The organism is Psychrobacillus mangrovi (genome assembly GCF_037104765.1).
Classification (GTDB): domain Bacteria; phylum Bacillota; class Bacilli; order Bacillales_A; family Planococcaceae; genus Psychrobacillus; species Psychrobacillus mangrovi.
In genome coordinates this window covers 1-18,299 of sequence record NZ_JBAWSY010000017.1, presented here as the reverse complement: position 1 = coordinate 18,299, position 18,299 = coordinate 1, and the positions used below count along the sequence as shown (strand labels likewise).

The following is an 18,299-nucleotide window of genomic DNA, read 5'->3' as shown; positions in this document are numbered from 1 at the left end:
TTCAATACGCTTAAGAAGGTTTTTTTATGTAACTGGTTCATTATCTTTTCATTTGTGTTATTATCTGTTACAATAGTTACCTAGGGTAACTATTTTTGTTTAGGAGTGCTTTTAATGAATACTTATCGAGAATTTTTTATACAATTTTTACAGTTGTATCGCCCTTTTGAAAATCACCTCAATATACAACTTGCAAAACATGATTTATTTAGAGGACAATGGACAATTTTGTTCTACTTATCAAATTACGGCTCTGCTACACTTGTTGAACTTTCTAATTACCAAAGTGTAGAAAAGCCAACCGTTACTAGAACAATAAATCGATTAGAAGAACTAGGTTATGTTGAGCAACTGCCTAGTATAGATAAGCGGGAAAAAAGAATGCAATTGACGTTACTCGGAAAGAATGTATATGAAGACGTTCGAGTAACAATTGATGCATACGAGCAAAATATCCTTCAAGGGATTTCCGAAGCAGATCAGCTTCATGCAATTGGAATTATGAGGGAAATTCGTGATAACATATTAAAAAGAGGAGACAAATAAATGGATATTACTAAACCCAAATTATGGACGAAAGATTTTATTGTTGTTTCCTCTATTAATTTTTTGTTAACGTTAGTTTTTTATTTATTAGTAGTAACGATAGCTGTTTATGCAGTGGATGAATTTGATGCCTCCACTAGTCAAGCCGGATTAGTAACTGGAATCTTTATCATTGGAACTTTAGTCGGACGGATTTTCACAGGTCGTGTAATAGATTCTATTGGCCGTAAAAAGGTATTATTTATCGGTATCGCTCTTTTTACGCTAACGACATCTTTATATTTTGTAAACCTCGGTCTTACTTTCCTGCTGATCAATCGATTTCTTCATGGTCTAACCTTAGGAATAGCGAGCACAGCAGCAGGAACAATCGCTGCTCAAATTATCCCTATGAAAAGAAAAGGAGAAGGAATTGGCTATTTTAGCTTGAGTGCTACACTGTCAACAGCTATTGGTCCCTTCATTGGCATATTTATGAGTCAGCATACTAGTTTCCAAATCATTTTCGGTTTCTGTCTAGCATTAGGAATCATTAGTCTCCTCACGACTTTCTTCCTAAATGTACCTGTAATTGAAAAGGTTATCAAAAAAGAAGAAACAAAAGGTTTTAAACTATCCAATTTTGTAGAACCAAAGGCTTTACCCATCGCATTCATTACTCTAACTGTTGCATTTTGTTACTCCAGTGTTCTATCCTTTATTAATTTTTATGCGATAGAAATTGACTTAGTAGAAACAGCTAGTTTCTTCTTTATCGTGTATGCTGTATCAATCCTTATATCTAGACCAGTTACTGGCCGCCTACTAGATATTAAAGGTGCAAACTACATTATGTATCCTGCTTTTATAATTTTTGGCGTTGGTATGCTTCTTCTCAGCGTAGCAAACAATAGCTTCACCTTTTTATTAGCCGGTGTACTAATTGGTCTTGGTTTTGGTAATATGCAGTCTACCACTCAAGCAGTGGCTGTAAAACTTACCTCACCACACCGAATGGGGCTCGCAACATCTACCTTCTTTATATTCTTAGATGCAGGTCTTGGTTTTGGACCATATCTTCTTGGTTTTATAATTCCTTTTACTGGATATAGCTTGCTATATGTTATTTTAGGAGCACTCGTTCTCTTTACTATCGTGCCATATTTTCTCCTTCATGGACGAAAAGAAAAAGCTAATTTAGCTACAGAGTAATAAAAAGAATAGGCTACCCTCTAATATAACTTAGAGAATAGCCTATTTCTTATGTAATGCTCAAAATTAAAGCTAAATAACTCGAAAAGACAAATAGTATGCTTAAAAAGAACGTTATCAAGGCTGGTGCTTTTTTAAGAAAAGCGTATATAGTTAAACCTATTAGCAGTATTGATAAAACGAAAAGAGAAAAACTAGTAGCATTAAATGCTAGTTCTACCTGCATCACCTGAAGGTTTTGACCTTGATAGAAATAACTGAATAATCCAGATGGTCCCTCATTTTTAAACGTATTTTCACTAGGCGGTGATTGATTGCTAAGTGCTGCAGTAACGGAAAAAATAAGTAGGACTATTAGGCTCTCTACTTTTGACCAAGGTCTAGGATTAAAACTTGGATATTGGATTAATTTCTTTTTAACCAATAAGCTATTAATAGCTGCATAGACAATCAATGGAATAATGAGTAAATGTTTAATAAGCAGAAGTTGTCCGTATGAGAGCATCCACGTATCGGTATACGTTTTAAAATCCATTACAAACGTCATTAATCCTATGCCTGAAGCAACAGTAATACTAAAACAAACTATTGCAACTGGTGAGAACCATTTCAAAAACTTCAACCAGTTTGAAAATCCTTTGGAAAACCAACTAACTACTATTAGAATACCCACCCAAACGGTTACCGCTATAAAATGACTTGTATGAATGATAAAACCTTTTATATGCCCTACGGAGCTAGCATGACTAGCCCACCCCAACCCTAAAATTAATAGGAAAGTGAAAGCAAGTCCACCGTATGCATATATCTTATTCTTTTGATCATCAAACCAAAGAAGAAATATAAATAACATATTAGCGACGATGAATGTAAAAAACCACGCTTTACCTATTTCAAATGTATTCAAGATCATTTGAAGGGTTCCTACATAATTATCTCCTTTAGTTAATTGCATGACGAGCAGCAAAATAGGAATAAATGAAAAAAGTACAATTCCAACGGTAGCGATAATTTGAACCCTTCTTTGTACATGAATCTCAGGTTTAAAAGAACTTGGTACAAGCGAAATAAGAAAACTTCCCACCAAAATGGAGAAACAAAGATATAATAGTACCTCACTAACAATATTCATAATCTATTATTTCTTTCTACGTAACCAGAAGAAGACCCCACCAATGATAACAATCAATGCAATAACAATAATAGGAATTATATTAGACGAAGATTCATCTTCTTCTGTTTCATCTATTTGGTCAGTACTAGGAGCAGCTATAGTTTCTGCTTGTTCTACTTCTTCATCCTCTGTCGTTTCCGCAGAAGAAATCTCTACAGTGAAAGGAATTGTTCCTTCAATTGGATGCCCATCTGCTCCAACGATCATCCAAGCGATTTCATAACTATCGGTCACTAAAGGCATCGCTAAAGTTCCAATCATTTGATTTTCATTTATTGAAATATTTTCAACTGGGATTGACTCACCATTAGAATTCAATAATTCAAAGGTGCTACTTTGTTCTATTTTCCCTTCAAAATTTAGGGAAATCTCATTCAGTTCTTCTGTTACAACTTGCCCACTTTCAGGATTGGAACTCTCTAATCCTGTATGTGCCCAAGCAGAATTTGCAAAAGCAAACATGAAAATAAATGATACTAAAATTATTTTTTTCATTATAATCCTCCTTATAAAATCCTTAACCTATTATAGCCACTCTTTGTGAGGAAAGTATGAAATTACTTTCAACAAAAAAGAGGTATATTAACAACCTCCTCATTTTTAATGATAACTATTCAACCTTTGAGTTATAAATCATCCTTATGCGTCACGCGATTTCTTCCGTTTTCTTTCGATGCATAAAGTGCTAAATCAGCATTTTCCATAATTGTCATATCGGAATCGCCATTTTGCATTGTAGCCACTCCAATACTAACAGTTATTATTTGGTCAATTCTCCATTCAGCGGACTGTACTGTTCTCCGTAATTCTTCCGCTTTTTCTTTCGACCTTTCTTTATTCGCTTCCGGCAAAAGGACTACAAATTCTTCTCCACCGAAACGAGCAACTATATCCTCCACTTTAAAAGTACTATTTAAAACTTCAGCTAGTTTTATTAATACATGATCTCCTATTAGATGTCCCCAAGTATCATTCACCTTTTTAAAGAAATCTAAATCTAAAATGAGTAATGAAAAAGGCATGTTATTTTTTTGGAACAAAGCGATATGCTCTTTCAATCTTTCCATAAAAAAGCGTCTATTTTTTAATCCCGTAAGTGAATCTGTCACGGAAAGTTTCTCTAACTTTGTATTTAACTTCATTAATTGTATTTGCTTTTTTTCTATTTCATTATGAAGTAGTTCAAGTTTATCAAGCGCAAGATTCTTTTCTCGTAATGCTTCCTCTGCATGTTTTTTTGCGGAACGTATTTGCTGCTCGTAATCAATACGTTTACCCATTTTCATGAATACACAGTCGACACCCTCAACATCATCCTGTTTAAAATATTTTGCATTTAGTAATAAAGGAACGTCTTTTCCTTCATGATCTTTTAAGCTTAAGTACATTTCCTCCACATGTCCGTTTAAATGAAGAAATGGATAAAAGTATGTATGGAAAAGTAACTTGTTGGATACTGACATAACAGATTCTATATGAGTGTCTAATAATTCTTCAAATGTATAACCTATCATATTACAAAATGTTTCATTTAATTCAGTGATCACACCTTGATTTGTAATACAAAGATATCCAAAAGGAGCCGTGTTTAGTCTCTCCCTCATTTTTTACACAACCTTTCGAAGAACAATTACATTTAAGGTAATAAAAGATATTCATTTATTAAACGAACTGTTTCTTCATGATGACTAAGGTGAGGATAGTGACCTTTTGCTTCCATTAATCGAAATGTACTATTTTTCAGATGACTATGCAAAAACTCTCCAACCTCAATCGGCACGACACTATCATCTGAACATTGAATAATGAGTGTTGGAACAGTAGAATGTGCTAAATCCTCCCTATGATCAGATAAGAAGGTTACCTTAGCGAATTGTCTAGTGATTTCCGCATCTACTGCAGTAAAACTTTTCTCCAACTCTTGCGCTAGCATTGGCTTTTCTGGATTTTTCATTGCAAGTAGCGACATAAAGCTTGCCCATCCTTCAAAATTCATTTCCATCAAATCTAAAAGTTCAGTTACATCACTAACCTCAAAGCCTCCAATATAGGCCTCGTCATTTAAATAGCGAGGAGATGGGCCTATCATTATTAGACTTTCAAAATAGTCTGGATGTTTTATAGAAGCTAGCATACCTATCATCGAACTTACGGAATGACCTACAAAAATGACATTATTAAGTTCTAACTCTTCTATAATCTCAATTAAATCTTGAGCATAACCATATAGTGAATTATATTTTTCTGGATCATATGCCGTCAGATCTGACTTACCCGACCCGACATAATCGAATAAAACAACTCGAAATTTTGATTCAAAAAAAGGTACCATCAAACGCCACATACTTTGACTACAGCCAAATCCATGACCAAATATAATTGTTTTTTCTCCCTCACCCAGTACTTTTACATTATTACGCGCTAAAACATTTGTCATATTTAAACCCCCTTTGGTGATCTAATATATAATTGAAAATAAAAAAAGGCTTCCCTTCTCATGTTGAAGGGAAACCAAATAATAATCAAGTAGAATAATAAATTTGTTCCTAATAAGCTTATTTTAATGTACGCTTTAAAAACTCTCTCGTTCGTTCTTGTGTTGGATTATTAAAGATTTGTTCAGGGCTTCCTTCTTCTGCAATAACCCCTTTATCCATGAATACAACTCTATCGGAAACTTCTTTTGCAAATTCCATTTCATGCGTTACGATTAACATGGTAAGCCCGGTTTCGGCAAGTTCCTTCATGACTTTCAGAACTTCTCCCACCATCTCTGGATCAAGAGCGGAGGTTGGTTCATCGAACAGCATTACATCTGGTTCCATCGATAAAGCTCGAGCTATCGCAACACGTTGTTTTTGGCCACCGGATAGTTGGCTTGGTTTTGCATTCACATACTGGTCCATACCAACCACTTTCAAATATTTGAGTGCTTTTTTCTCTGCTTCTTCTTTAGACCGTTTTAATACTTTTACTTGACCAACAACACAGTTGCTTAACACATTATGATTATTAAATAAATTAAATTGTTGGAAAACCATTCCTAGCTTTGTTCGGTAAGCATGGATATCATGTTTATCATCCAATATATTTTCACCATGATAAATAATTTGTCCACCACTTGGTTTTTCTAAAAGATTAACACAACGAAGAAGTGTGGATTTACCGGATCCAGAAGAACCAATGATGCATACAACTTCTCCCTTACTCACGGAAAAGTCAATATCTCTTAATACTTCATGGTTACCAAAGGATTTGTTTAAATGTTGTATTTCGATTACTTTTTCCATATGATCCACTCCTTCCTTCTTATAATCCTGCATTGTTTTTTGGTAGTGTGACTTGTGTTGGTTGACCGATCATACTGTAGTTTTCAGGTCCATCTAATCTTCTTTCAACATAACGTAAAATGATTGTTACCGTAAACGTCATGACGAAGTACAAAATACACGCAACAAAAAACGGCTCAAAATATTTGAAGCTGATTCCTGCGACGGTTTTTGTTTGGAAGTATAGTTCTGTTACACCTATTACATTCAGTACTGACGTATCTTTAATATTTATAATAAATTGGTTTCCAGTAGCTGGTAAAATATTTCGTACCACCTGCGGCAATACTACATGAAGCATCGTTTGGATATGATTCATACCAATTGCTTGTGCTGATTCAAATTGTCCTTTATCAATGGAAATGACACCACCACGAACAATCTCGGCCATGTAAGCCCCTGTATTAATAGATACAATAAAAATAGCTGCAGCAGTTCTGTCCATATCAACACCAAAAGCTAAAGCAGACCCATAATAGATAACCATCGCTTGTACGATCATCGGTGTTCCACGGAAAAATTCAATATACATTGTTAGAATGGCATTTACTATTTTCAAGAAAATTCGTTTTGCTTTTCGTTCTGGCATAGGGATTGTTCGAATAACTCCCGCCAGCAAACCAATAATGGCTCCAAAGATTGTACCAATGATAGAGATTAAGAGCGTCATACCTGCTCCACGTAGGAACATCGGCCAGTTATTGGTAACCATTGATATTATATACTCAATGCTCATACTTATCCTCCTCATAAATTAAACCGACTGCAAAGAGATGCAGCCGGTATCACTTCATCTTTATTCAGAAGCTGGTTGATTTTTAATGGCAGTATCCATAATGTTTTGACGATCTTCTTCTGATATTCCCGCCAATATATCATTAATTTGTTTTGTTAAGTCACTGCCCTTTTTGAGTCCAACTGCAACTGCTGTTTCTTCTTCATCCGCAACAAATCCATCGGTAAATTCAACCATCGCAAAATTTTCGTTCGCTGATGAAGCACTAATTCCTTCCGGACGCTCGGAAACATAACCATCTAGCATTCCAGACTCTAATGCAACACGCATTGCTGGGAAATTATCCATCGCTGGTTGTTTTTTTACACCTTTAATTTGGTCAATTACACCGTAATGTGAAGTATTTAATTGTCCTGACACTTTTGCTCCACTGAAATCTTGGATAGAAGTAGCTCCTTCATAAGGTCCACCTTTTTTAACTACCATTACAAAATTAGAAGTGTAATAGTTTTCAGAGAAGTCGATTGTTTGTTTACGCTCTTTTGTAGGGGACATTCCCGCTATGATTGCATCAATTTTATCTGATTGTAACGATGGAACAAGTCCATCCCATTCTGTTTTAACGATAACTAGTTCTTTACCTAATCCGTCTGCAATTCGTTTTGCAATTTCTACATCATATCCACCAGCATATTCTGCGTTTCCATCAATCTTCACTCCACCATTGGAATCATCTAGTTGTGTCCAGTTAAAAGGTGCATAACCAGCTTCTAAACCTACTGTAAACGTATCTGCTATTGCTTCTTTAGTATTATCAGTTGAAGATCCTGAAGTTTCTGTTGCATCCGTTCCACATGCTGCTAGAAGCATGATGATTGACACGAACATTGCTAGAACTATTAATTTGTTTTTCATTCTATTACTCTCCTTTTATATAAGATTATGTTTTTGACTACTAAAAAAGGACAACTTACACAAAAAAAGACCTGAGATGAACTCAGGTCGCAATATGTATAGTTGCCCTAAATCCTCTACTTTTCCCAAATGAGATAGCACACCACTACAAACCGGGATGTTTATAGTGGACAGTCCTGTAGTTATTCACTACAGACCCAGCAAGTAATACCGAGAATTATTACAAACTTCGGCGACATTTCCTTCTCCCTAGAATCATGGCTTCTCAAACTCCACTAAGGACTGTTAAACATCGCGCCTCTACCCCACTGTATAAGTGAGGTCGTATTCAATTATTGTCCATAGTCTACAACACGAATGAATATCTGTCAATCACTCTAGAAGTAATAACAAGTTTCTGAATTAAAAATAATCTTTTAAAAGTAAATGCATTTTTTCAAATGCAGTAGCAAATAATAAACTCTATCCGACTAATCGTTTAAAAACCTTGATATTAGTGGTATAATAGGATACGGATGAAGTGGTAGACGAATTTATTAAAAAAATGGAAGTGAGTTTTTTTATGAACTAATACAAAAAAGGAGATGATATTATGGGATCTGTCAAAGTAGCAGATCACAAAGTGTCAGATGAGATGAAAGATGATTATTCATTAGATAGAGTGCCTCGAGATCAAAGGAAGATGGGTTGGTTTAGTGTTACCAATATCACATTTGGTATCGCAACGGCAATTTTTTATTTTCAAATGGGAAGCGTTATGGCACTTCAATTCGGAGCCATAAATGCTATCATATCCTCCATATACGCGATAATCGTTGCCGGTATACTCGGAACGTTCATAGCTTATCTATCAGCCAAATCCGGGATGAACGTTAACTTATTATCAAGAGGCGGAGGTTTTGGTTACATAGGTGCATCGTTAACCTCATTCATTTATGCAACAAACTTTATCATGTACTGTGCATTTGAAGGCCTGATTTTAGTTTCCGCAGTTCACACCTTCTTCCCCGCCCTACCTGAATGGGCACTAATTATTTTCTTCGGATCTATTGTTATTCCATTAAATTGGTTTGGTATTAAACAACTAGATAAATTACAAAAATGGTCTTTACCGATTTTCGGTATTTTTTTATTATGTGCCATTATAATGTCATTCTTCACTCCATCCGTTTATGAAGGAGCATTTTGGACGTATATGCCAGAAGGCGTGCAGGTGGGTGGCCAAGCTTTACTACTTTGTATAGGAATGCAGCATGGAATAATGGGTCTGACAGCTTTACTTTCTTCAGACTACGCGCGTTTTCTTAAACCAAAGGATCTTAAAATAGGCTCTCTAGCAATAGGCTTTATTCCACAAATCTTCTGTTTTGGAGTTATGGGTGGTCTTGGTATATGGTTCGGTGTTCGTTTAGGTGAACCAAATCCAGGTGTTTATATCGTTCTACTCTTAGGGCTCGGTGGCGTATTATTCACCATGTTAACTCAACTTAGAATTAACGTTACCAATATCTACAGTAGTTCCCTATCACTTGCTAGCTTCTTTGAGAACGTATTTAGATTTACGCCAGGCAGACGATTTTGGGTTGTTGTCTCAGGATTATGTGCAATAGGATTAATGCTAGGTGGTATTGTGGATCATTTAGATACAGCAATGACATTCCAAGGAGTCTTTTTACTTGCTTGGGCATCGATACTAGTTACGGATGCCATGATCGTGAAAAAACTATTAAAAATTGGTCCTGGTTATTACGAGGCTCGACACAAATATTTATATAAATGGAATCCTGTTGGTGTAGTATCTTTACTTATCTCAAGTGGTTTGGGTACAATAGCCGCACTAGGATATATGGGATCATTTTTGGAAAGTACTGCAGCATTCTTTGCAGCAATTTTAGCAGCTATAATCACCGTGATTTTAGCCGTTTTTACAAAAGGTAAATATTATAGCAAAGAGCTTCCAAATGACATTCCTAAGGAAGATTATATTGCATAATAGTTAAAAAGATATTTTCTATCCGCAACTATTAACCATTCAATCAGCTTACCCTTCATTTTTTAACTTCCAGATAGCCTTCTTATAGGCATACAATTCGTTTTATACTATATTCTCACTCTTTTAGAAGGAAGAGTTTATAGTAGGCTGGTTGCCTATTGGTTGCTCTACTTATTCCCTCAACAGATTTATGCTTCGAATTTTATCATTTAATATATCATCTAATAATAAAACAGACACTGCCTGATCGGTATAATACAACTAACTAATGCACCTTGTATCTCTACAGGGTGCATTTTTTATTAATTGTCTTTGTTAACCTTCGTCGTTGTTTTTCAAAGAAATAATCTGTTCATCTAGTACAATGCCAACCGTACGTACGCGCGCATGCGGCGTGTAAGGCGTACATCCAGATAACACCTACTGATATAGTTTTCTATTCATTTCATCACAATATTGAATATAGAATTATTATTTTGAAACTTTGTACTTTTTACTAGTAGATTCTTGCTGTCAGCTCTAATGCATAATTAATTAGAATTATAAACCAAACGATATGGACTCTTTACTTCCACAAAACCATATACATAAAAGTACAATATTTTATAAAAAAATGAATACCTTTTCTAGAGGGGGAATGCGATGAAAAAGATGTGGTTTTTGGGATTTGGCTTTTTTAGCATTAGTTTAGGGTGGTCTCTATATAACGCATTTGTTCCTTTTTTCCTAAACGATTTTCTTACAAGCACTGCATTAATTGGTTTTCTTATGACGATTGATAATTATTTTGCTCTTTTCTTACAGCCATATATAGGAAACCGAAGTGATCAAACGAATACTCGTTTTGGTCGCAGAATGCCTTATTTATTGATTGGTATACCATTTGCTGCTCTGTTTTATGCGCTTATTCCGTTTCACACAAGTTTAACCACATTAGTAATCTTTATGATATGTATGAATATATCCATGGCTATTTTCCGTTCACCAACCATTGCTTTAATGCCAGATATAACTCCCGAACATAATCGTACGAAAGCAAATGGCGTTATCAATTTTATGGGAGGCCTTGGTGGCATTTTAGCTTTTAGTATAGGTTCTATGTTATTTGGAATAGAAGAATCCATCCCGTTTTTAGCAGTCTCAGCCATCTTCGTCTTAGCGCTACTTGTTCTCTTTAAAAATATTAAAGAAAATCGAGATGCCATACCTATAACTATTTCAACTAGCCCAAAAATAAATTACAAAGCAGAGTTAAATAAACCTACGATTTTTCTTTTAACCGCGATATTCTTTTGGTTTGTAGCAATTCAAGGAATGGAAGCATTATTTACTTTATATGGGGTAAATGAGCTTAGTTTATCCAAAAGTTCGTCTGCCTTTTCATTGGCATTCTTTTCATTAAGTTTTGTACTGACTGCTATTCCAAGTGGTATATTAGGTGCAAAGTTTGGAAAGAAAAAAATGATATTAATTGGTGTAATTGGTTTATTTTTTGTTTTTTTCCTATTAAATTGGGTAGATTCCCTCTTAACATTACGCACTCTTTTATTAATCGGAGGGGCGTTCTGGGCATGTATAAATATAAATTCATACCCTTTCATTGTTTCTCTTGGAAGTGAACATAGCTTTGGTACTAGAACTGGATTATATTATTTAGTTTCTTCTTTAGCTGCCATTATTTCACCACCGTCTTTAGGATTTTTAATTGATTTATTTGGGTACGGAGTGCTTTTCAATGCTACAGCTGTTAGTATGCTTTTTGCATTAGCTTGTATGTGGAAGGTTAAAACCCCTAAAAACAGAGACTTAATAGAAGGCAATGCATAAAAAGACCTCGCTTCGTTTGGAAGCGAGGTCTCATTTTTATTATGCTGTTTCTTCAATGGAAGCATAGTATTTCTCTTCTTTTTCTTTATCAAATCGACCTTCCCATTTAGCCATAACTACTGTAGCCAATGCATTACCTACTACATTTACTACTGTGCGAGCCATATCTAGAAGTCGGTCAATACCAGCGATGAATGCAAGTCCTTCTAATGGGATTCCAACAGTTCCTAAAGTAGCTAAAAGTACGACGAAGGAAACCCCTGGTACTCCAGCAATCCCTTTAGAAGTCACCATCAACACTAAAACAAGCGTAATTTGTTGCATAATACTCAAATCAATTCCATACATCTGTGCAATAAAAATTGCCGCAATTGCTTGGTATAAAGTGGAGCCGTCTAAGTTAAAAGAATATCCTGTCGGTACAACGAAGGAAACAATATCCTTTGGTGATCCAAACTTCTCCATTTTCTCCATCACTTTTGGCAAAACAGTTTCAGAGCTAGATGTAGAATACGCTAAAAGCAATTCGTCTTTTAATACTTTAATTAGATGGAAGATATTGATGCCTACAAATTTCGCAATACCACCTAGAACTACAACAATGAAAAATAACATCGCAGCGTAAACAAGTATCATTAATTTTCCGAGTGGCAATAAAGACTCTAATCCAAATTTAGAAACGGTAACACCTATTAACGCAAATACACCAAACGGGGCAAATTTCATAATCAAATTAGTTACCCAGAACATAGCATCCGCAGTCCCTTGGAAAAAGGCAAGGACTGGTTTCCCTCTTTCTCCAATAGCAGCTACTCCTAATCCGAATAAGACTGAAAAGAATATAATGGCAAGCATATTACCATCTGCCATAGATTGAACAATATTACTTGGCACAGCATTTATAATTACATCAGCAAACCCATGACTTTGTACATCTTCCGTAGTCTTTACATATTGATCAATATTACCTTTAGATAATGATGACATATCAATACCAACACCAGGTTTAAAGATATTAGCTGCCAATAAGCCTACAACTATTGCGATGGTCGTAACGATTTCAAAGTAAATGAGCGTTTTTCCACCGAGCTTACCTAGTTGCTTAATATCACCTGTTCCAGCAACACCCAAGATTAACGTAGATACAATAATCGGTACAACAATCATTTTAATCATATTAATAAAAATAGTACCAATCGGCTGTAAATACGTTTCTACAGCAGGATTACCAAAAAAGATGGCTCCAACAATGATACCTAATATTAATCCGACTAAAATTTGATATGCCAAAGTAAATTTAAACTTTTTTTTCTTCATTCATCTGTCACCTCTTTTATATTGAAAACGCTTTCTCTCGTTTTGAGTAGCTTTTACAATATATTAAAGGATACTTACAAAATCCGACATAATCCGACATAAAGTTTATATTTTTAATAGTATTTATCCTTTGTTTCTAAATACAACACTTGTAGAAACTTTTTAATATTTACTTTTACCCTTGTTGCTACATCGCCTTCTTCATTTATTTGTCTCATTTGATTTCTAATTTCTTGAAAGTCAAAATATCGAGGAGCATAGTACTCAAAGTTAGGATTCGTGTAATCGATTAAACCCATTGAAGCTAAATTATTTATAGCAGTTAGAATTGTTCTGCGAATACGCTGCTCTATTGCTTTACTTTCCTTTTTTATATCTACTGGTTGAGTTTTTAAAGCAACAATCTCGTATAGATCCTTCAATGGTGGTAATTGAATAGCTTGATCCTCTCGCTCCATTAAGTATTCGATTATCGTAACAATATCATCGCTTCCTACTTCTCCGATTACCCCCATATCACTTAATATGGTTACTACAATATCTTTTATATTTTGTCGTCTCATCAAAGGTTTATTTGGAGCGATATTTTCTAATGATTGTCTGATTGCAAGAAGTGAATTTTTTAGCTTAAATTGTTCTTCTGTCTTTTTTAGAATACTTTGTACTTCTACACGATTAATCGGCTTATGTATAAAAAACTCTACTCCTTTTTCATACGCTTCCCCCACCATTTCTTTGTTTACAATTTGGGAAATCATGATAAATTGCCCTTGAAATCCTTCCTTTCTCAAATGCTCGATTGTTTCAATACCATCTAACTTTGGCATTAATAAATCTATAAGCACAACATCTGGATGCATCGACAGGATAGAGGTGAGGCTATTAGCTCCACTATCTGCCTCACCTATAACAACGCCAAGCTCCCGTTCAGTTATTATATTTTTTAGCATAGTTCTACTAGCTTTATCATCATCTACAATAAAATAACGCAGTTTTATTCCACTCGCTTTCGTATGTTTTCCGTAGGGATATGAATTCGAAAAACGGTTCCCATTGGAGTTGTTTCTAATTGAATGGTTCCATTCAACTGTTGAATAATCTCCTTTACATGAGACAGGCCAATACCGGTAGCCGCAACCCCCTGCTCGTTATACTTTGTCGTATATCCAGGTTCGAAAATAATGGACTCGTCCTCTTTCAGAATACCCTTACCTGTATCATTCATAACAAAACAAGTGAATTTAGATTCTTCAAATATTGTAACCGTAATGTCACCCGTACCTACAATCGCTTCGACAGCATTGGCAGTCAGATTATTTAACACGGCCAATAGAGGGATTTGCTGATCTGTTTCGAAATCAATAGACATGGATAGATGAAAAGAAATCTTCTTTTTTAATAGTTCACTGTATTTTTCATTAGCAGTTATTACAAAGTTCATCACATCCGAAAGAAAAAGAGGTGCTTCTTTGTTTTCTTTCGTTATTTTAGTCAGCCCAGATAAAATCCTCTGGGAATCTTTTTTAACCTCATGAATTTCTTGTGTAATATGAAGTGCTTGAATACTAAGCTCATGTAATTCTCTCTTTTTTAATTGTCTATATAGATCATGGGTAGAGGCTGTTATTTGCTCTAAATGATTTAAGGATTTTTGTAAATAAAGGGTTTCTGCATATAGTTCTGAACCTACACCAAGCATTTCTTGCACCTGCTTTTTTTGCTCCGAAACTGTAATAGCACTATATAATCCTACAACAAAATAACTACGAAATAACGCTACTCCACTTATTAACATGAAATCCCTGAAACTTAATAAGTCTTGGTGCAATAAACCATGTCTTAAAACATGCTCCGATACGTTTCCTATCACTTCTAGCAAGGTTGCCCATGCTCCTAAAATGAGAGGCGAAGTTTTATACTTTTCTATCTTGACCAAGTCTAAGACCATCGTAAATATGAAGTAAAAGAAAAATGCAGGAAAGTGATTTTTCAAGCTAATTACCACTTGAACTCCATCAAGCATCGATTCTTCCAGCACACGAAAACAAACGACGGTTATGCCAGTAACCAAACCAGTACGTAAATAGGACACCGGGGTCCAAATTAAAATAAGCAGAAAAAAAGTAACACTGCCCAGTCCAAAACGAAAAGCTTCTTCCTCAAAAGGCACTACCTTAATTTCACTGGCAATCGTCGTCAGTATTGCTGTAAAAATTACTATAATTATTTCATTTCTATTAAATTTTTTTAAAAAGAGTTTGCTTGTAGATAGCATTTAATTCACCTATTAACTCATATATTTTCGCTCTTCTTAAAGATACATCATTTTACTCACACAATAAAATTCAAGGCTGCAAATCCTCTATAAATGAATAAAACCCAAGAGCAAAAGAGTTTCTCTCTGCCCATGGGGTCTAAAAATCTGAAATGGATGCTTCTCTATCTCATTTCCTTCATCGTTTGTTAATTTGCCAGGCTTTATTATTACTCATAATTCAAAAGGCATTAAATTATATTGAAAAAGTTCAATTATAACCACTGCCTATACATCAGCAATACATTCATATATATTAAAACTAGGTGATGAGATGAAAGCAAACATATACTTAAACAATGATAAGATCCTTGCAGGCATGACTTTAAAAGATGAAGCTGAACTTGAAAACAACAACATGGCACTTCATTCATGTGAAAAACCTGAAAATATATTAGTCAATCGAAGAAGATTAGCCGCTTCTTTACATTGTGAACTAGATGATTTCGTATGTGCCAATCAAACACATAGCTCTAATTTCCATCGGGTCACACTTGAAGACAGAGGACGTGGTGCTGATCGATCAGATACTGCCATTGCAGATACAGACGCTCTGTATACATATGAGCCAAATTTGTTACTATGCAGCTTTACTGCCGATTGTGTGCCGGTGATTTTTTATAATGAAATGAATGGACTTATTGGCGTTGTACATTCCGGTTGGCAAGGTACCGTCAAAGAAATTACCTTGATGTTATTCCAACACTTAATTAAAGCAGAACATTCAAATCCAAGTGATTTCCATGTTCAAATTGGTGCAGCACTTAGCCAAGAAAAATTTGAAGTCGATGAAGATGTATATATAAAATTTAAGAACCTTGGCTATGCCGATGATTTCATCTATTACAATGACCAAACCCACAAGTATCACATAGACAATCAACTAACAGTGAAAAAGCAATGTGTGATAGCAGGCATCCCGGCTGAACGAATTTCGATTGATCCAACCTGTACATTTTCAAACCCAGATGGCTTCTCGTATCGTCAAGACAAACAAAGCGGAAGACATCTGAGTTTTATAATGAAAAAAGGTTAAATGGAAAAAGTTAAATTAAAAGCACATCAACCTGAATAGATGGTTAATGTGCTTCTTTTTTTATTGGGTATGTTACATAAGTAGTGCTTCTCTTCCTGTGGAAACTCATGCATAAGTTGCGATGAATGAATATAACACAATCTAATAGGCATTCGCGCTGGCAAGTCCCGAATCCAAGTGTCGTGTTTAGAAACTGAATAAAGAATATTCTATTAATGTATAAAAATTTTTCATTCCCGAATTGTGAACTCTAAGAGACACTTATTAATAATGGATTTTTTCCAAATTCATTATCTTAAGTAAAATATTCAAATTTAGCATTTGGGAAGAATTTTTCCATATAGCCATATAAATGTTCTTTAATATCTTCTTCTTCCTCTTTTTGATAGATGTATTTACCTATCCCGTATTTACCCCATTTATATCTTCTTGCGGATTCATCCAATTCTAGCTTAGTCATTGGATAGTTCTTCTCAATTACCTTTTTAGCCGGCTTTGTAAAGCGATGTTGAATGAATTCAAACGTGATATTATCTCGTGCATCAAGTGGCAATTCAGCATCTAGCCGCTCAAACATATGATAATATCCTTCCTCCCACCCTTCATGCAGATAAATAGGTGCTACGATAAAACCAAGTGGATAACCCGCCCTTGCTACTTTCCCTGCCGCTTCTATACGCTTAGCTAAAGGAGAAGTACCGGGCTCAAAGTTTTTAATGACATAATCAGCATTCACACTGAATCGAAATCTGGTCTTTCCATTATGTTTGGCATCAAGTAAATGGTCAACATGATGGAATTTCGTCACAAATCGCAATCGTCCCAATTCAGACTGGCCAAAATGTTCGATGGCTCTTTTCAATGTGTGTGTTAAGTGATCAATTCCTACAATATCTGAAGTACAAGATGCTTCAAATCTCGTAATTTCAGGCGCACGTTCCTCTATATAACGATCTGCTGCTTCCAATATCTCATCCACATTCACGTATGTACGGATATATGGCTTACTTCCCATCGTTGTTTGTAAATAACAATAATGGCAATGCCCCATGCACCCTGTAGCAAAAGGAATAGCATATTCAGCAGATGGTTTTGACGTATCAAACTTCAATGTTTTCCGAATTCCCACTACAAGGGTAGACTTTGCAACACGATATCTTTGAAAATCATTGTCGCCCGGTAGATTTCGAACCTGATTATGGGAAGTCGTATAACGAATTTCGGTCCCCAGCAATTCAAATTTTTCTTTTAGTTCTTTGCCAAGTGGATATTCCAATGCATTCGGTTCAAAATATACTAGCTGAGGTGTAAATGGTTTTCTCATTTGTTATCTCCCTTTTAATGAAAGTACTGACGATACGCTTGTTCAGCATCTGTTTCATTTGCATAAATGGCCATCTCAGTAGTTAAAGGGTAATATGTTTCATAAAGAAAAAGCGCTAATTCTTCCGGGTTTTCCGGGTTGTTTACAACAGCCGCTTCTTGTATATTCGCTACGTCCTGTATATGTGGATTTCGGTAAAATATATAAACGATATCACCAGCATTATAATCGTAATGCATGTCATCACCTTCCTCGTATCTTTTTATTAGCTTGGCTAAAGATGAGGAGATTATGTCCTGATGATATTATTTACTAAGACACTATGCTCGTGGAAAAAATTGCGGCCTCATTCGGCACCTTTTGCTTCATTTGCCTATCGGAGGCCCACAGGAAGTGAATAATACAATCGTTTCAACACGATGTCGCAAACTTAAACTGTATTCCTTTTAAATGACGCTTGCGCTTTTCTAAATCGAGTAGAGGGAGAATAAGTTAACTTATTTTCGCCCCTCTCACAACACCGTACGTACGGTTCTCGTATACGGCGTTTCAATTTATATTACAGTGTGTACTTCTAAGTAACGTTCTAAAGCAGAG

17 protein-coding genes and 1 riboswitch are annotated in these 18,299 nt (G+C 35.3%); of the genes, 5 read left to right on the top strand and 12 right to left on the bottom strand.

Annotated features, from left to right (window positions below; genetic code table 11):
• The first annotated feature begins 114 nt into the window (after window positions 1-114).
• Window positions 115-546 carry a MarR family winged helix-turn-helix transcriptional regulator gene (locus WAX74_RS16610; protein WP_336498780.1) on the top strand — a complete coding sequence of 144 codons (432 nt, stop codon included), beginning with the start codon at window positions 115-117 and terminating at the stop codon, window positions 544-546.
• On the top strand, window positions 547-1,737 hold the full coding sequence (locus WAX74_RS16605; RefSeq protein WP_336498779.1) for an MFS transporter: 1,191 nt from the start codon (window positions 547-549) through the stop codon (window positions 1,735-1,737).
• A 49-nt stretch (window positions 1,738-1,786) separates the two neighbouring features.
• Here WAX74_RS16605 and WAX74_RS16600 read toward each other — a convergent pair whose 3' ends face one another.
• The 7 genes from WAX74_RS16600 to WAX74_RS16570 all read right to left on the bottom strand — a co-directional run bounded on the left by WAX74_RS16600 (window position 1,787) and on the right by WAX74_RS16570 (window position 7,891).
• Complete coding sequence (locus WAX74_RS16600; RefSeq protein ID WP_336498778.1) at window positions 1,787-2,821, bottom strand: copper resistance D family protein; 1,035 nt, start codon at window positions 2,819-2,821, stop codon at window positions 1,787-1,789.
• Window positions 2,822-2,875: 54 nt separating this feature from the next.
• Window positions 2,876-3,406, bottom strand: coding sequence for a copper resistance CopC family protein (locus WAX74_RS16595; protein WP_336498777.1), 531 nt, complete (start codon window positions 3,404-3,406; stop codon window positions 2,876-2,878).
• A 131-nt stretch (window positions 3,407-3,537) separates the two neighbouring features.
• Window positions 3,538-4,515 carry a diguanylate cyclase gene (locus WAX74_RS16590; protein WP_336498776.1) on the bottom strand — a complete coding sequence of 326 codons (978 nt, stop codon included), beginning with the start codon at window positions 4,513-4,515 and terminating at the stop codon, window positions 3,538-3,540.
• Window positions 4,516-4,547: 32 nt separating this feature from the next.
• Window positions 4,548-5,348: an alpha/beta fold hydrolase gene (locus WAX74_RS16585; protein WP_336498775.1), complete on the bottom strand. Its 801-nt coding sequence runs from the start codon at window positions 5,346-5,348 to the stop codon at window positions 4,548-4,550.
• A gap of 118 nt (window positions 5,349-5,466) precedes the next feature.
• A complete protein-coding gene (locus WAX74_RS16580) occupies window positions 5,467-6,201 on the bottom strand; it encodes an amino acid ABC transporter ATP-binding protein (RefSeq protein ID WP_053591197.1) in 735 nt (244 codons plus the stop codon).
• A gap of 19 nt (window positions 6,202-6,220) precedes the next feature.
• Entirely contained in the window at window positions 6,221-6,976 is a 756-nt protein-coding gene (locus WAX74_RS16575) for an amino acid ABC transporter permease (RefSeq protein WP_053591196.1), read from the bottom strand.
• A gap of 60 nt (window positions 6,977-7,036) precedes the next feature.
• A complete protein-coding gene (locus tag WAX74_RS16570; RefSeq protein WP_336498774.1) occupies window positions 7,037-7,891 on the bottom strand; it encodes a transporter substrate-binding domain-containing protein in 855 nt (284 codons plus the stop codon).
• Window positions 7,892-8,018: 127 nt separating this feature from the next.
• A riboswitch (Lysine riboswitch) is annotated at window positions 8,019-8,202 on the bottom strand.
• A 281-nt stretch (window positions 8,203-8,483) separates the two neighbouring features.
• Here WAX74_RS16570 and WAX74_RS16565 point away from each other — a divergent pair.
• Together WAX74_RS16565 and WAX74_RS16560 are read left to right on the top strand one after the other, a co-directional pair.
• Entirely contained in the window at window positions 8,484-9,884 is a 1,401-nt protein-coding gene (locus tag WAX74_RS16565; protein WP_336498773.1) for a purine-cytosine permease family protein, read from the top strand.
• A gap of 642 nt (window positions 9,885-10,526) precedes the next feature.
• The gene (locus WAX74_RS16560; RefSeq protein ID WP_336498772.1) at window positions 10,527-11,711 is read left to right on the top strand and encodes an SLC45 family MFS transporter; all 1,185 of its coding nucleotides are present in this window, start codon (window positions 10,527-10,529) and stop codon (window positions 11,709-11,711) included.
• 39 nt (window positions 11,712-11,750) lie between these two features.
• On the opposite strand, the gene WAX74_RS16555 is transcribed toward WAX74_RS16560, so the two are convergent.
• The 3 genes from WAX74_RS16555 to WAX74_RS16545 all read right to left on the bottom strand — a co-directional run bounded on the left by WAX74_RS16555 (window position 11,751) and on the right by WAX74_RS16545 (window position 15,303).
• Window positions 11,751-13,028 carry a cation:dicarboxylate symporter family transporter gene (locus tag WAX74_RS16555; RefSeq protein WP_336498771.1) on the bottom strand — a complete coding sequence of 426 codons (1,278 nt, stop codon included), beginning with the start codon at window positions 13,026-13,028 and terminating at the stop codon, window positions 11,751-11,753.
• Between the two features lie 113 nt (window positions 13,029-13,141).
• Window positions 13,142-14,020: a response regulator gene (locus WAX74_RS16550; protein WP_336498834.1), complete on the bottom strand. Its 879-nt coding sequence runs from the start codon at window positions 14,018-14,020 to the stop codon at window positions 13,142-13,144.
• Window positions 14,021-14,022: 2 nt separating this feature from the next.
• Window positions 14,023-15,303 (bottom strand): ATP-binding protein, encoded by a 1,281-nt coding sequence (locus WAX74_RS16545; protein WP_336498770.1) that lies wholly within the window; start codon window positions 15,301-15,303, stop codon window positions 14,023-14,025.
• Window positions 15,304-15,616: 313 nt separating this feature from the next.
• Between WAX74_RS16545 and pgeF the strand changes: the two genes are divergently transcribed.
• A complete protein-coding gene (pgeF, locus tag WAX74_RS16540; RefSeq protein WP_336498769.1) occupies window positions 15,617-16,378 on the top strand; it encodes a peptidoglycan editing factor PgeF in 762 nt (253 codons plus the stop codon).
• A 295-nt stretch (window positions 16,379-16,673) separates the two neighbouring features.
• Here pgeF and splB read toward each other — a convergent pair whose 3' ends face one another.
• Entirely contained in the window at window positions 16,674-17,702 is a 1,029-nt protein-coding gene (gene splB, locus WAX74_RS16535) for a spore photoproduct lyase (protein ID WP_336498768.1), read from the bottom strand.
• Window positions 17,703-17,716: 14 nt separating this feature from the next.
• Window positions 17,717-17,941 carry a transcriptional regulator SplA domain-containing protein gene (locus WAX74_RS16530; protein WP_053591186.1) on the bottom strand — a complete coding sequence of 75 codons (225 nt, stop codon included), beginning with the start codon at window positions 17,939-17,941 and terminating at the stop codon, window positions 17,717-17,719.
• Between the last annotated feature and the right edge of the window lie 358 nt (window positions 17,942-18,299).

Coding starts and splice junctions, on each gene's coding strand:
- WAX74_RS16545 (WP_336498770.1), bottom strand. CDS start 15,303: ATGCTATCTACAAGCAAACTCTTTTTAAAAAAATTTAATAGAAATGAA.
- WAX74_RS16605 (WP_336498779.1), top strand. CDS start 547: ATGGATATTACTAAACCCAAATTATGGACGAAAGATTTTATTGTTGTT.
- WAX74_RS16560 (WP_336498772.1), top strand. CDS start 10,527: ATGAAAAAGATGTGGTTTTTGGGATTTGGCTTTTTTAGCATTAGTTTA.
- WAX74_RS16565 (WP_336498773.1), top strand. CDS start 8,484: ATGGGATCTGTCAAAGTAGCAGATCACAAAGTGTCAGATGAGATGAAA.
- WAX74_RS16570 (WP_336498774.1), bottom strand. CDS start 7,891: ATGAAAAACAAATTAATAGTTCTAGCAATGTTCGTGTCAATCATCATG.
- WAX74_RS16610 (WP_336498780.1), top strand. CDS start 115: ATGAATACTTATCGAGAATTTTTTATACAATTTTTACAGTTGTATCGC.
- WAX74_RS16575 (WP_053591196.1), bottom strand. CDS start 6,976: ATGAGCATTGAGTATATAATATCAATGGTTACCAATAACTGGCCGATG.
- pgeF (WP_336498769.1), top strand. CDS start 15,617: ATGAAAGCAAACATATACTTAAACAATGATAAGATCCTTGCAGGCATG.
- WAX74_RS16585 (WP_336498775.1), bottom strand. CDS start 5,348: ATGACAAATGTTTTAGCGCGTAATAATGTAAAAGTACTGGGTGAGGGA.
- WAX74_RS16555 (WP_336498771.1), bottom strand. CDS start 13,028: ATGAAGAAAAAAAAGTTTAAATTTACTTTGGCATATCAAATTTTAGTC.
- WAX74_RS16590 (WP_336498776.1), bottom strand. CDS start 4,515: ATGAGGGAGAGACTAAACACGGCTCCTTTTGGATATCTTTGTATTACA.
- WAX74_RS16595 (WP_336498777.1), bottom strand. CDS start 3,406: ATGAAAAAAATAATTTTAGTATCATTTATTTTCATGTTTGCTTTTGCA.
- WAX74_RS16530 (WP_053591186.1), bottom strand. CDS start 17,941: ATGCATTACGATTATAATGCTGGTGATATCGTTTATATATTTTACCGA.
- splB (WP_336498768.1), bottom strand. CDS start 17,702: ATGAGAAAACCATTTACACCTCAGCTAGTATATTTTGAACCGAATGCA.
- WAX74_RS16580 (WP_053591197.1), bottom strand. CDS start 6,201: ATGGAAAAAGTAATCGAAATACAACATTTAAACAAATCCTTTGGTAAC.